General features: G+C 63.4%; 14 protein-coding genes and 1 pseudogene. 5 read left to right on the top strand and 10 right to left on the bottom strand.

Annotated features, from left to right (window positions below; all coding sequences use genetic code 11):
* Nucleotides 1–277: 277 nt before the first annotated feature.
* The 3 genes and pseudogenes from NCS28_RS11585 to NCS28_RS11575 all read left to right on the top strand — a co-directional run bounded on the left by NCS28_RS11585 (nucleotide 278) and on the right by NCS28_RS11575 (nucleotide 2,659).
* On the top strand, nucleotides 278–1,510 hold the full coding sequence (locus NCS28_RS11585; protein WP_250513964.1) for a ribonucleotide-diphosphate reductase subunit beta: 1,233 nt from the start codon (nucleotides 278–280) through the stop codon (nucleotides 1,508–1,510).
* Between the two features lie 103 nt (nucleotides 1,511–1,613).
* Nucleotides 1,614–1,944: pseudogene (locus tag NCS28_RS11580) on the top strand (hypothetical protein).
* A 31-nt stretch (nucleotides 1,945–1,975) separates the two neighbouring features.
* Nucleotides 1,976–2,659: a histone H1-like DNA-binding protein gene (locus tag NCS28_RS11575; protein WP_250513963.1), complete on the top strand. Its 684-nt coding sequence runs from the start codon at nucleotides 1,976–1,978 to the stop codon at nucleotides 2,657–2,659.
* A gap of 242 nt (nucleotides 2,660–2,901) precedes the next feature.
* On the opposite strand, the gene NCS28_RS11570 is transcribed toward NCS28_RS11575, so the two are convergent.
* The 10 genes from NCS28_RS11570 to NCS28_RS11525 all read right to left on the bottom strand — a co-directional run bounded on the left by NCS28_RS11570 (nucleotide 2,902) and on the right by NCS28_RS11525 (nucleotide 11,042).
* Nucleotides 2,902–3,381, bottom strand: a complete 480-nt coding sequence (locus NCS28_RS11570) for an outer membrane lipoprotein (protein ID WP_250513962.1) — start codon at nucleotides 3,379–3,381, stop codon at nucleotides 2,902–2,904.
* A gap of 17 nt (nucleotides 3,382–3,398) precedes the next feature.
* Nucleotides 3,399–4,337 carry a carbohydrate kinase family protein gene (locus NCS28_RS11565; protein WP_250513961.1) on the bottom strand — a complete coding sequence of 313 codons (939 nt, stop codon included), beginning with the start codon at nucleotides 4,335–4,337 and terminating at the stop codon, nucleotides 3,399–3,401.
* Between the two features lie 118 nt (nucleotides 4,338–4,455).
* On the bottom strand, nucleotides 4,456–4,956 hold the full coding sequence (tpx, locus tag NCS28_RS11560; RefSeq protein ID WP_250513960.1) for a thiol peroxidase: 501 nt from the start codon (nucleotides 4,954–4,956) through the stop codon (nucleotides 4,456–4,458).
* A gap of 127 nt (nucleotides 4,957–5,083) precedes the next feature.
* Nucleotides 5,084–6,412: a DUF3426 domain-containing protein gene (locus NCS28_RS11555; RefSeq protein WP_250513959.1), complete on the bottom strand. Its 1,329-nt coding sequence runs from the start codon at nucleotides 6,410–6,412 to the stop codon at nucleotides 5,084–5,086.
* 50 nt (nucleotides 6,413–6,462) lie between these two features.
* Complete coding sequence (prmA, locus tag NCS28_RS11550; RefSeq protein WP_250513958.1) at nucleotides 6,463–7,365, bottom strand: 50S ribosomal protein L11 methyltransferase; 903 nt, start codon at nucleotides 7,363–7,365, stop codon at nucleotides 6,463–6,465.
* Nucleotides 7,366–7,376: 11 nt separating this feature from the next.
* Nucleotides 7,377–8,744, bottom strand: a complete 1,368-nt coding sequence (gene accC, locus NCS28_RS11545; protein ID WP_250513957.1) for an acetyl-CoA carboxylase biotin carboxylase subunit — start codon at nucleotides 8,742–8,744, stop codon at nucleotides 7,377–7,379.
* 153 nt (nucleotides 8,745–8,897) lie between these two features.
* Nucleotides 8,898–9,383, bottom strand: coding sequence for an acetyl-CoA carboxylase biotin carboxyl carrier protein (gene accB, locus NCS28_RS11540; RefSeq protein WP_250513956.1), 486 nt, complete (start codon nucleotides 9,381–9,383; stop codon nucleotides 8,898–8,900).
* Nucleotides 9,384–9,457: 74 nt separating this feature from the next.
* Complete coding sequence (locus tag NCS28_RS11535; RefSeq protein ID WP_250513955.1) at nucleotides 9,458–9,631, bottom strand: hypothetical protein; 174 nt, start codon at nucleotides 9,629–9,631, stop codon at nucleotides 9,458–9,460.
* Nucleotides 9,632–9,836: 205 nt separating this feature from the next.
* Nucleotides 9,837–10,376: a TlpA family protein disulfide reductase gene (locus tag NCS28_RS11530; RefSeq protein ID WP_250513954.1), complete on the bottom strand. Its 540-nt coding sequence runs from the start codon at nucleotides 10,374–10,376 to the stop codon at nucleotides 9,837–9,839.
* Nucleotides 10,377–10,394: 18 nt separating this feature from the next.
* Nucleotides 10,395–11,042 carry a UDP-N-acetylmuramate--alanine ligase gene (locus NCS28_RS11525; protein ID WP_250513953.1) on the bottom strand — a complete coding sequence of 216 codons (648 nt, stop codon included), beginning with the start codon at nucleotides 11,040–11,042 and terminating at the stop codon, nucleotides 10,395–10,397.
* Between the two features lie 164 nt (nucleotides 11,043–11,206).
* Between NCS28_RS11525 and mpl the strand changes: the two genes are divergently transcribed.
* Nucleotides 11,207–12,637 (top strand): UDP-N-acetylmuramate:L-alanyl-gamma-D-glutamyl-meso-diaminopimelate ligase, encoded by a 1,431-nt coding sequence (gene mpl, locus NCS28_RS11520; RefSeq protein WP_502801179.1) that lies wholly within the window; start codon nucleotides 11,207–11,209, stop codon nucleotides 12,635–12,637.
* Nucleotides 12,634–13,233: a YqiA/YcfP family alpha/beta fold hydrolase gene (locus tag NCS28_RS11515; RefSeq protein WP_250513951.1), complete on the top strand. Its 600-nt coding sequence runs from the start codon at nucleotides 12,634–12,636 to the stop codon at nucleotides 13,231–13,233. The genes mpl and NCS28_RS11515 overlap by 4 nt, the downstream gene beginning before the upstream one ends.
* The last annotated feature ends 14 nt before the right edge of the window (nucleotides 13,234–13,247 follow it).

The following is a 13,247-nucleotide window of genomic DNA, read 5'->3' as shown; positions in this document are numbered from 1 at the left end:
GTCGGCCGCAAAGCACCGTGGAACAAGGCTTTCAAGGCATCGATGAAGCTAGTCGCAAGCACGTTGCGATGTCTTCGAAGTCACTCGATCAGGACCGCTTCACACACGATTCAAGAGATGTCGCATCGAGCTTCACACACACGGCTGCGAGCCAAGTGTTGTATGCAGGTAGCAACGTCGAATCTAAATCGCATGAAAACGAGAATTTTCATGAGCAAACTCTTTTATCGCTCATGAAAAGATGGTACAAACCGATCTAAATTGATGGTGAGAATTTATGCTCAACTGGGATGACGAGACCACTGCCGTAGCTCCCTCGAGCGCTTCGCAACCGAACGCGTTGCGCAACGCTCAAGGCACGGCGCAATTCGCGCAAGCTCATCAAGCTACCCATCAGACTGCTCAGGCGAACTCGACGAACATCTTCTCCGATGGCTTCGTTCCGCCCGCAGCCGCAACACCGTCCGCCGGCGCGATCGCCGCGCAGAGCGAAGCGCGCGTCAATGTCGCCGACAAGCGCATCATCAACGGCAAGACCGACGTCAATCAGCTCGTGCCGTTCAAGTACAAGTGGGCATGGGAGAAGTACCTCGCCGGCTGTGCGAATCACTGGATGCCGCAGGAAGTGAACATGTCGCGCGACATCGCCCTGTGGAAAGACCCGAACGGTCTCTCGGACGACGAGCGCCGCATCGTCAAGCGCAACCTCGGCTTCTTCGTCACGGCGGACTCGCTCGCCGCGAACAACATCGTGCTCGGCACGTACCGTCACATCACCGCTCCGGAGTGCCGCCAGTTCCTGCTGCGCCAGGCGTTCGAAGAGGCGATCCACACGCACGCGTACCAGTACATCGTCGAATCGCTCGGGCTGGACGAAAGCGAAATCTTCAACGCCTATCACGAGGTCAAGTCGATCCGTGACAAGGACGAGTTCCTCATTCCCTTCATCAATACGCTGACCGACCCGGCCTTCACCACGGGCACGCTGGAAGCGGACCAGAAATTGCTGAAGTCGTTGATCGTGTTTGCCTGCATCATGGAAGGACTGTTCTTCTATGTCGGCTTCACGCAGATTCTGGCGCTGGGTCGCCAGAACAAGATGACGGGCGCGGCGGAGCAGTATCAGTACATCCTCCGCGATGAATCGATGCACTGCAATTTCGGCATCGACCTCATCAACCAGATCAAGCTTGAAGAGCCGCAACTGTGGACCGCCGAATTCAAGGCCGAGATCCGCGAGCTCTTCAAGGAAGCGGTGGAACTCGAATATCGCTACGCTGAAGACACCATGCCACGCGGGGTGCTCGGCTTGAATGCGTCGATGTTCAAGAGCTACCTGCGCTTCATCTGCAACCGGCGTTGCCAGCAGATCGGGCTTGACCCGCTCTTCCCGAACGAGGAAAACCCGTTCCCGTGGATGAGCGAAATGATCGACTTGAAGAAGGAACGAAACTTCTTCGAGACACGCGTGATTGAGTATCAAACCGGCGGCGCGCTGACCTGGGAATAATAAAAATCCAGGACGTGTTGCAGACGAAATCGATGGGACGGTCAGGCAGCAGCGTGTCGCTCACGCGCGCCTGATCGACAAGGTTTAGGAGAACGGTCGCCTGATGCAAAGTGCGCCTACTGACTTGGCGAGCCGACTATCGGCACGAATGGAAGACAGGCGTTTTGCGATCCCTTCAATGGGATGGGCAAACTTCCCCCCGGAAAATGCCAGCGGCATGCTCGCTGGCTCGATCAAGCGATGGCCGGCGCCGCGAAGATGCGGTGCTGACTCAATTTGGCGCGCGGTGCCTCGGGGCACGGCGCGCCTTGCCGTATTCATTAGCGTAAGCAGGTGGGATCAGCGTACGCCGATGAATAATCCGCTTCGTAGCGTGCGCTGTGAGAGGCGACGCGTGGGAAGCGGGTTTTGACGAAGGGTGTTGTTTGAACTGACTCTCATCTTAAAACCTGAAGGAGAAAAACCATGGCAGTTGCCAAGAAAAAACCCGCCGCCAAGAAGGCTGCAGCGAAGAAAGTCACCGCCAAGAAGGCCGCTCCGGCGAAGAAGGTTGCCGCCAAGAAGGTCGCTGTGAAGAAGGTCGCAGCGAAGAAAGTAGCGGCGAAGAAGGTCGCGTCGAAGAAGGTTGCAGCGAAGAAGGTTGCCGCGAAGAAGGTCGCGGCAAAGAAGGCCCCCGCGAAGAAAGCCGCAGCGAAGAAAGTCGCGACCAAGAAGGTAGCCACGAAGAAGGCCCCCGCGAAGAAGGCCGCAGCCAAGAAAGTCGCAGCAAAGAAAGTCGCGACCAAGAAGGTAGCCGCGAAGAAGGCCGCAGCCAAGAAGGCGCCTGCAAAGAAGGCCGCGGCGAAGAAGGCGCCTGCGAAGAAGGCCGCTGCAAAGAAGACCGCTGCGAAAAAGGCTCCCGCGAAAAAGGCTGCTGCGAAGACCGCAGCCGCTGCGCCTGCACCTGCTGCGCCGGCTCCCGCTGCGAAGAAGGCCCCCGCGAAAAAAGCTCCGGCCAAGAAGGCCGCTGCTGCGAAGAAGACTACGGCTGCCGCTCCTGCAACGACGGCAACGACCGTATCGGCGCCTGCTCCGGCTCCGGCCGCTGCGGTCAAGACGGCGTTGAACCCGGCAGCAGCATGGCCGTTTCCGACGGGCAGCCGTCCGTAAGCTCTCGCAGTACGCAACACCCAGGCACAGTGCGCTGTGCCCTTAGTCCGGGTAAGCCTACCCGGCCTGAACCCGTCGCCGGAAATCTGGCGGCGGGTTTTTCATTTCGGCGAACGGATCTCGTCGCGCGTGCCGCGCGTTTCGAGCGCCCAAAGAAAAAGCGCATGCATCTTTCGATACATGCGCTCGCGTCAAACGAAGTGCTCGCCTTGCGGCGTCCATTCCTCCGGCGAATGCGTGAGTCAGTGCGTGACGCGCGTGACCCCGCCGCTCGACAACAGACGGACCCGCTCGCCTGCCTGGAAGACTTCGCCGTTGGCGGTCTGAGTGATCGCACGCATGTCGCCGTTATCGAGGCGCACGGTGATCTCCAGGCCGTTCTTCATCGCGACGTTGTTCTCGACCGCGTTACCCGCGACGGCGCCAGCCAGGCCGCCGATGATGCCCGCGATGATCGAGCCATTGCCACCGCCGATGACGCTCGCCGCCGCGACGCCGCCCAGCGCGCCGCCGCCGATGGTGCCGAGGCCGGTCGGCTGGCCGTTGTTCGAACTGATCTTCACGCCGCGCACGCTTTCGACGGTCGCCATGCGCACCGTTTCCTCACGCTGCGCCTGCGAGGCCGTGTAAACGTCCGAAGAACTGCTGTTGTAGGCGCAGCCCGTCAGCGCGACCGAGCCAACGAGCGCCATTGCCAGCGCGATACGACTTACCGTTTTCATTCCTTCACTCCAATCACTCAAAACAGGCTGCTTCCGAAGGCCTGTTTAAAACGTTCTTCGATTTCGGCGCGCGTCGGCGCGTAGGTTTGCGGTCCCTGATGTTCGATTTTCAGCGAACCCATCAGACTCGCAAGACGACCCGTTTTCTCCCAGCCAAGCTTGTTCTCGATCCCGTAGAGAAGGCCGCCGCGGAATGCGTCTCCGCAACCGGTCGGATCGACCACCTGCTGCGCCTTCACGGCGGGAACGTCGAACACGCCATCTTCATGATAGATCTGCGCGCCGTGTTCGCCACGCGTGACGACGAGGGCGTCGATGCGGCTCTTGATGTCTTCGATCGCCCAGCCGGTCTTGTTGCTCAACAACTTGGCTTCGTAATCGTTGACCGCCACGTAGGTGGCGAGTTCAATCATGCGACGAAGTTCCACACCTTCCAGAATAGGCAATCCCTGGCCCGGATCGAAGACGAACGGCACGCCGGCGCGGGCCAGTCCTTCGGCGTGTTCGCGCATGCCTTGCGCGCCGTCGGGCGCGACGATGCCGAGCGAGATGCCCTGCGCTTCATCGGCGCGGTTCAGGTGCGATTCCATCATCGCGCCGGGGTGGAAGGCGGTGATCTGGTTGTTCGCGAGATCGGTGGTGATGAAGCACTGCGCCGAGTGCTGCTCGGGCAGCACGCGCACGTATTCCTTCGACAGACCCAGCGCGTCGAGCCGGTCGACGTAAAGCTGCGAATCTTCCGCGCCGAGCGTCGCCATGATCTTCGGATCGCCGCCGAGCAGCTTCAGCGCATAGGCGATGTTGCCCGCGCAGCCGCCGAAGTTGCGCCGCATCGTCGGCACCAGGAAGCTGATGTTCAGCATGTGCACCTGATCCGGCAGGATATGGTCGCCGAAGCGGCCCTGGAAGGTCATGATGTTGTCGTAGGCGAGCGAGCCGCAGATGAGCGTAGCCAAGGCGAACGTCCTTTATGAATAGGGGCCGAGGAAAAAATGCGCATACGGCGCGCGGCGAGCGTTTCACCGCGCCTCGTATGCGAGGACCGCTTCCATGGAAAGCGGTCCGCCGGAAGAATTACTTCAGCGCGGCGAGCGCAGCGTCGTAGTTCGGCTCCTGCTTGATTTCAGACACGAGCTCCGAGTGCAGCACCTTGTCGTTCTCGTCGAGAACGACGACCGCGCGCGCCGTCAGGCCCTTGAGCGGGCCGCTCGTCACGTCGACGCCGTAGGCTTGCGCGAACTCGTGGCCACGGAACGTCGACGCCGTCACGACGTTGGCGATGCCTTCGGTCGTGCAAAAGCGCTTCGCCGCGAACGGCAGATCGCCCGAAACGACGACCACGACCGTGTTGTTCAGGCCCGCGGCCGCTTCGTTGAACTTGCGCGTCGAGGTGGCGCAGGTCGGCGTGTCGAGACTCGGCACGATATTCAGCACCTTGCGCTTGCCCGCGAAGTTCGCAAGCTTGATGTCGCCGAGATCTGCGCCGACGAGCGTGAATTCGGACGCTTGCTGTCCAACGCTCGGGAAAGTGCCGCTGACGTCGATGGGATTGCCGCCGAGGGTAACTTGACTCATGTTGCGCTCCAGAGAAGTGTCAGATGCTGACGGGAAAATCGCGCGTGCCGCGCCGTGGGGCACGGACGCGCGTCGTGTGGCAGTGGGTCCGGTAGCCTCGCGCGTGATCGACCGCGCTAAATTGCGATCACGGATAGAAGACCTGAACCCGGTAATTCGCGGCGACCGCGTCGCCCGTATCCAGCCGGACGACGACCGGCTGCGCGCTTTGCGGCGGAAGGCCGACGGCGAATATCGTACCCGGTCGCGCGTAATCCTGCGGCCAGAGCACGCGGCGGATCGCGACGTTGTTCTTGTCGTCGAGAAGCGTGAGTTCGAGCGCCGGATACGCGAGCGCGACATCCAGCCGATTGCGCAACGACAGCTTCAGTTCGAGCTTGTGCGGACCGTCGACCTGACGCAGGCCCGAGCTCTCGATCTGCAATCCGTCGATGTCGCGCGGTGGCGAGATCGTGCAGCCGATCTGATCGCACACGTCCGAATAGAGCGCGTGCGAGCCGGGCACGTAGACCATCACAGATTCGCGTTGCCACCACGCGAGCTGCGCGAGCAACAGCACCGCCAGCAGCACGGCGACGATGATGCCGACGATGCGCTTGCCTTTCCCCGACGCGGCACGCGCCGGCGCGCGCGACTCTCGTGATTCGCGCGGTTCGCGGATGACCGGAAACGCTTCGTTCGCGCTGGCGCGGCGAGCGGGGACGGGCGGCTTCCTCGCGCCGAAGCCGGGCTCCGCGTCGTCGCGCCATGCCGGTGCCGCGGGCGGTTCGGGCGCAGGTTGCACGGGCTGCGCGTCCGGCTCATGAACCGGTCCGATGAACGGCTCCGCGCGATCGTCGACAGGATCGAACGGCGCAACGGGCGGCTCGCCGAGCGGGGCATTGGCGCCGGCTTGCGCGGAATTCGCGGCATCGGCATGCGGCGCGCCCACGCGGATGAATTGCTTCACGCGCCCTGTGTCGCCGGGCAGCGCGGACGGCTCGTTCGCCGCATCGGCTTGCGCCGGTTCGGTGCGCGCTGGCGTGGTTCGATTCTGTCCTGCGGTGCCCGCGACCGCGGGAGAATTGCTGTCCGCGCCGGATGCGGAACGCGATGGCGGAGAAGGCGCGTCGGCGTGTTTTGCCGGGCCGGTCGCGCCGAGATCGAGATTGCGTGGTGCGAACGGCCGCGGCTTGAGCGGTGCGTCGGGCAAGGCCGTTATGTGCACCGGCGTATCGGGGGCGTGACCGGCGCCCGAACCGGTAGCGGGACCGACGGCGACATCATCGTCGATGATCGCGGCATGCTGAGCCACACCTGCCGCAGCCGGCTCGTCAGGAAGCTCGAAGCGATGATGCGCGGCATCGAAGACTTCCTGGCAGTGTCCGCAGCGCACGCGGCCGTCGTGCGGCGCGAGCAGGTGCGGGTCCAGCTTGAACACGGTTTCGCAGTGAGGGCAGCGGGTTGCCAGCGCCATATAAGAAGTGCCGTTGGCCTGACGGCCTAGTCGTGGGAGATGGCGCTATTCTAAAGGCTTTCGCGCCGCGTTCCCGCGAGGCATACCCAGCCTTCGTGCTCGCGCCAGACGCCGATATCGATCCATTTGGCATAGACCGCCGCGACTTCGTCGGCCTGACGCGCGAGCACGCCCGACAGCGCGATTTTGCCGCCCGGCTTCACCTTCGCGGCGAGCATCGATGCCATCAGCTTGAGCGGATTCGAGAGGATGTTCGCGACGACGATATCGAACTCGCCGGCAGGGCACGCGTCGGGCAAACCGTAGGTCACGTCCGCGCGATTGCGCTCGCTGTTCTGACGTGCGGACTCGACCGCCTGAGGATCGATGTCGATTCCGACGACCGGATCGGCGCCGCACTTCTTCGCAAGAATCGCGAGGATGCCCGAGCCGCAGCCGTAATCGAGCAGCGATTGCCCCGGCTGCACGGACTGCTCCAGCCATTCCATGCACAGCCGCGTGGTCGGATGGCTGCCGGTGCCGAACGCGAGCCCCGGATCGAGCTCGAGCACGAGCGCGTTCGGATCGGGTGCGTCGTGCCACGAGGGCACCACCCAGATGCGCTCGCCGATAGCAATCGGATCGAATTGCGCCTGCGTGAGACGCACCCAATCCTGCTCCTCGACATCGCGCACGGTGAACGACGGCGCCGCCGCGAGGCCGATCTCGTTCGCGGCAGCGGCGAGCAGCACGTCGGGATCGGCGTCCTCGGCGAGCAGCGCGACGACGCGCGAGCGGTTCCACGCGCTCTTCTCGGGCACGAGTCCCGGCTCGCCGAAGAGCGGCTGCTCGTCGGGCGTGTCGGCGTCGGCATCCTCGACGGACACCGACAGCGCCCCGACTTCAAGCAGCGCGTCCGACAGCGCTTCCGCGTGCTCGCGATCCAGCTCGGCGATCAATTCCCGGTAGCTCATGCTCGTGTCTCTCAGGACTCTTCGGCGACTGCCGCCTGACGCGCGGCCAGCTTGTTCTCGAGATAGTGGATGCTCGTGCCGCCTTCGACGAACTTTGCGTCGATCATCAACTCGCGATGCAGCGGAATGTTGGTCGAGATGCCTTCCACGACCATTTCCGACAGCGCGATGCGCATGCGGTTGATCGCCTGCTCGCGCGTCGCGCCGTAAGCGATCAGCTTGCCGATCATCGAATCGTAGTTCGGCGGAACGAAATAGTTGGCGTACGCGTGCGAATCGACGCGAATGCCCGGGCCGCCCGGCGTATGCCACGACGTGATGCGTCCCGGCGACGGCGTGAACTTGAACGGATCTTCCGCGTTGATGCGGCATTCGATCGCGTGGCCGCGGAACTGGATGTCCTTCTGGCGAAGCGAAAGCTTCTCGCCAGCGGCGATGCGAATCTGTTCCTGCACGATATCGACGCCGGTGATGAGTTCCGTCACCGGATGCTCGACCTGAACGCGCGTGTTCATTTCGATGAAGTAGAACTCGTTGTTCTCGTACAGGAACTCGAAGGTGCCCGCGCCGAGATAGCCCATCTTCTTGCAGGCGTCGGAGCAGCGGTCGCCGATACGTTCGATCAGTCGCCGCGCGATGCCCGGCGCCGGCGCTTCCTCGATCACCTTCTGATGACGGCGCTGCATCGAGCAGTCGCGCTCGCCGAGCCAGATCGAATTACGGAAGGAATCCGACAGCACCTGGATCTCGATATGCCGCGGATTCTCGAGAAACTTCTCCATGTACACCTGCGGGTTGCCGAAGGCGCGGCCCGCTTCCTCGCGCGTCATGTTGACCGCGTTGACGAGCGCCGCTTCCGTATGCACCACGCGCATGCCGCGCCCGCCGCCGCCACCCGCCGCCTTGATGATGACGGGGTAGCCGATCGTGCGCGCAATCTTCACGATTTCGCGCGGATCGTCCGGCAACGCGCCTTCCGAACCCGGCACGCACGGCACGCCGGTCTTGATCATCGTTTGCTTGGCGGTGACCTTGTCGCCCATCAGGCGGATGGTTTCGGGACGCGGTCCGATGAACGTGAAGCCCGATTGCTCGACGCGCTCGGCGAAATCGGCGTTTTCGGAGAGGAAGCCATAGCCCGGGTGGATGGCTTCGGCGTCGGTGACTTCGGCCGCGCTGATGAGCGCAGGCATGTTCAGGTAGGAGAGATTGGAAGGCGCCGGTCCGATGCACACGGCTTCGTCGGCCAGTTTGACGTACTTCGCTTCCTTGTCGGCTTCGGAGTAGACGACGACTGTCTTGACGCCCAGCTCGCGGCACGCGCGCTGGATGCGAAGCGCGATTTCGCCGCGGTTCGCAATGAGAATTTTTTCAAACATAGTGGGTCGGCTCATCAACGGGCACGCGCGAGCGGCCCTCAGGGATCCAATCGGCGGCGCGCTTCTCGACGGATCGATGTCGCTTAAGCGCCGGCGCGGTGAAGCCGGGTGACGGCGATGCAGACCGCATCCGCCGCACGGCTCGATGCGCCTTTAGTCGCCGATCACGAAGAGCGGCTGGCCGTATTCGACTGCCTGTCCGTTCTCGACGAGGATTTCCTTCACGACGCCAGCCTTGTCCGATTCGATTTCGTTCAAGAGCTTCATCGCTTCGATGATGCACAGCGTCTGACCTTCCTTCACCGTATCGCCGACCTGGATGAACGGGTCCGCGCCTGGCGACGGCGCGCGGTAGAACGAGCCGACCATCGGCGACGTCACGATGTGACCTTGCGGTGCGGCGGCAGCCGGCGCGGCCGCTGCGGCCGCTGCGGCCGGCGCGCCTGCTTCGCCCGCGCCCGGGAAATGCGGCGCGGCGGGCGCCTGGGCTTGCGGCGCGTACTGCTGCGGCGCCTGCACGTAGACGGGCGCGGCGTTCTTGACGATGCGAACCTTGCCTTCGCCTTCCGTCACTTCCAGTTCCGAGATGCCGGATTCCGAGACGAGGTCGATCAGTGTTTTCAGTTTACGAAGGTCCATCGAAAAATCCCCTTTCAATACTTGGAGACCGGGATCGCCCGGTGCTTGACTTGATTTGTGGGTGTTCTGACTGCTCAGCCCCGAGTCGGCGCGGACAGCAGGCCGGTGCGCATACGCACATCGCGCGCTCCCGCGCCCGTGTATGCGCCGACGGCGGAATCGGTCGGCACCCCGAGAGCGTTCATGTCGAACGTATCGGCGTGGTCGCTTTGAAGCGCGCGCCCGAACGGCACCGGCAGAGTAGTCATAGTCGCTTCGGGTTATGCGGAATTCGGCGCACTTTAGCGCCGTTTAGAGAATTTTGTCTAGTTTTACCGTTCGCCGCGTCCCGAAACCACGGGACAAATTACCGCCTGATACCGCGCGACAGAACGAATTTCCCGCAAGATCGGCGTACTGTACCCTAAGTCGCGTCTTACTTAGCACAAGCCACTGCTTACAGGCGGCGAATTTTTACAGGCTGTCGAGCGTGCGTCTCAACTCCGCGGCATCGACTTCTCCCAATTTTGTCGAGCGGATCTGTCCTTTGGAATCGATGACCACGGTGAACGGCAAGCCACCCGCGTTATTGCCGAAGCTGCGCGCAAGATCCGCGCCGCCAAAGCCTGTGACATAGACCGGATAGGCGACGGGCACCTTTCTCAGGAAGTCGTTGACATTTTTCTCGCTATCTACGCCAAGTCCGATGAACTTGATGCCTTTCTTCTCGTATTCGCGCTGCATGGCGGAGAGCGTCGGCATTTCCTTGACGCACGGCCCGCACCACGACGCCCAGAAATTGACGACGACCGGCTGGCCCTTGAACGAGGCGAGCGGCGCGGACGTGCCTGACGCGCCCGGCGGCGTCGCTTTCCAGAGTTGGTCGACAGCGTTCCCGCCCGACTGGGTCGCGGCGACGGTATCGCCGCCGGTGAACATGTGACCCGCGTAAAAGCCGCCGACCGTCGCGGCGACCGCGACCACGAGGGCCGCCAAAATGCGTGTGCTTTTCATGAGCGTCCAGAAGAAAGTTCAGCCGCCGATTTCCAGCGGCGGGACATCGGGATGATCGAGCAGCGTGCGTACGGCCGCCGCGTTGGCGCGGGCGAGGCGTCCGCGACCGTCGGCGCGAACGGCGCCGCGCAGATCATCGGCGCCGTAGAGCGCGATATGCACGCCGATCGGCTCTTCATTGCGCACCCGATGCAGAAAACTCAGCGTCTCGACATAACCGCGGCCGGCGAAGTGCCGCGTCTCCGACACGTCGTACTGCACGTTCGCGTTCAGCAGATAGATCGCGACTTCCTTCGGATTGTCGCAGAAGCATTGCAGATGGACGTCGGAATGCTCGCCCGCCGTGCCGTTGAGCACCGCGCCCGTCAAGTACGGATCGAAGGGCTTCAGGCGCTCCATCCATTCGAGCGCGACTTCGCGCATGCGCCGCAAGACGAGCGGCTGGCTGTCGCTCTGGAAAATCGCCTGATACTCGCGGATTTCTTCTTCGATTTGATCGTTATCGGGCAAAAACTCGCCGCCGATCTTCGCCTCGCCGACGACCTGCCGCGCGGCCTTGCGCTTGGCGGTGGAGTAGTCGAGCCCATCTTCGGCGATCATTCTCGCGGCGGCAATCGCGATTTCCTCGCGCACGCGCTGCGGATCGAAATGTGATTTGCGAACCATGCCGGAATGATACTAGATAAGGTCGAACGGCCCTTTCGCGGACTGCGTGCGGCACGCTCGCGCCGGCGAAAGAGCGCCTGGCGTGCTCGGTTACAATATGCGCCTTCAGGCGCCTTTCTGCACGGGTTTGCCCCCACTTTCGCACGTACGGCGCCGTTCCTGTTTTGCATCTCAATCGCCCGCGCGGCGCGACACGGTTTATGCACATCCACATCCTCGGCATCTGCGGCACCTTCATGGGCGGACTCGCGGTTCTGGCGCGCGAGGCGGGCCACAAGGTCACTGGCTGCGACGCGGGCGTCTACCCGCCGATGAGCACGCAGCTCGAAGCGCAGGGCATCGAGTTGATCGAAGGTTACGGCGTCGAACAGCTCGCGCTCGAACCGGATCTGTTCGTCATCGGCAATGTGGTGACGCGCGGCAATCCGCTGATGGAGGCCATCCTTGATCGCGGCCTGCCGTACACGTCCGGTCCGCAATGGCTCGGCGAGCACGTGCTGAACGGGAAATGGGTGCTGGCCGTCGCGGGTACGCACGGCAAGACTACGACGAGCTCCATGCTGGCGTGGCTGCTCGAAGACGCGGGTATGAACCCCGGCTTTCTGATCGGCGGCGTGCCGCTCAACTTCGGCATCTCGGCGCGTTTGACCGATTCGAGCTTCTTCGTCATCGAAGCCGACGAATACGACACCGCGTTCTTCGACAAGCGCTCGAAGTTCGTCCACTATCGCCCGCGCACGGCGGTGCTCAACAATCTCGAATTCGATCACGCCGATATCTTCCCCGATCTCGCCGCCATCGAAACGCAATTCCATCACCTGGTTCGCACGGTGCCGGGCGTCGGGCGCATCGTCACGAACGGCCGCGAAGCCGCGCTCGAGCGCGTGCTCACGCGCGGCTGCTGGTCGGGCGTCGAGCGCTTCGGCGTCGACGGCGGCTGGCAGGCGCTGCCCGCCGAGCAGGGCGCGACCGTCGACGAGCGTTTCGCCGTGTATTGGGAGGGCGAGCGTCAGGGCGTCGTCGACTGGCAGGTGCAAGGCGAGCACAACCGCCTGAATGCGCTCGCGGCGATCGCGGCGGCGCGCTCGGTCGGCGTGCCGGCGGCGCAGTCGGTCAAGGCGCTTTCGAGCTTCCGCAACGTGAAGCGCCGCATGGAAGTGAAGGGCAGCGTGGACGGCGTCACCGTCTACGACGACTTCGCGCATCATCCGACGGCCATCGACACCACCGTCGCCGGATTGAGGACGCGAATCGGCGATGCGCGCATCCTCGCCGTGCTGGAGCCGCGCTCCAACACGATGAAGCTCGGCACGATGAAGTCGCAATTGCCCGCGAGTCTCGCGAGCGCGGATCTGGTATTCGGCTACGGCGCGCGCGAAGGCCGCGACAAGCTCGGCTGGGATCTCGCCGAGGCGCTGTCCCCGCTCGGCGACAAGGCGCGGGCATTCAACGAAATCGAACCTCTGGTGAAGGCGGTCACGGCCGCCGCGCGCCCCGGCGACCACGTGCTCGTGATGAGCAACGGCGGCTTCGGCGGCGTCCATCAGAAACTGCTCGACGCGCTTTCGGCGCGTGGCGCAGGAGGACATTCGTGATTCTCTATCTGCACGGCTTTCGCTCGTCTCCCCAATCGTTCAAGGCGCGCGTGATGCACGCGCGTCTCGCGGAACTCGGGCGGCTCGGCGAATGGCAGTGCCCGACGCTGCCGGTATCGCCGTTCGAGGCCGTCGCGCTGGCGGAATCGCTCGTCGCGGGCGAGCAAGAGACCGATGTGACCGTCGTCGGCAGCTCGCTCGGCGGCTATTACGCGACGTATCTCGCGGAAAAGCGCGGCTGGCGCGCCGTGCTGCTCAATCCCGCCGTGATGCCCGATCGCGATCTGAGCCGCTATCTCGGCGAACAGCCGTTGTGGCACGGCGACGGCAGCATCACCGTGTTGCCGCGCCATCTGGATGAACTGCGCGCGCTCGCGATCGACTCGATCACGCGGCCCGAGCGCTACTATCTGATCGCGGCGACGGGCGACGAAGTGCTCGACTACCGCACGATGCTCGACCACTATCCCGGCGTGCACACCACGCTGATTCAGGGCGGCGATCACGCGATCAGCGACTTTCCGGCCTATCTCGCCGATGTCATCGCGTTTTGCGATCAGGCGCCGCCACCGCTCGTCGCGCCGGCGGCGGCGTGAGCGTGGCGTCACAC

Source organism: Caballeronia sp. INDeC2, from assembly GCF_023631325.1.
Lineage (GTDB): Bacteria > Pseudomonadota > Gammaproteobacteria > Burkholderiales > Burkholderiaceae > Caballeronia.
Note: the sequence above shows the minus strand (reverse complement) of the source record. Positions and strands in the feature narration are given on the sequence as shown.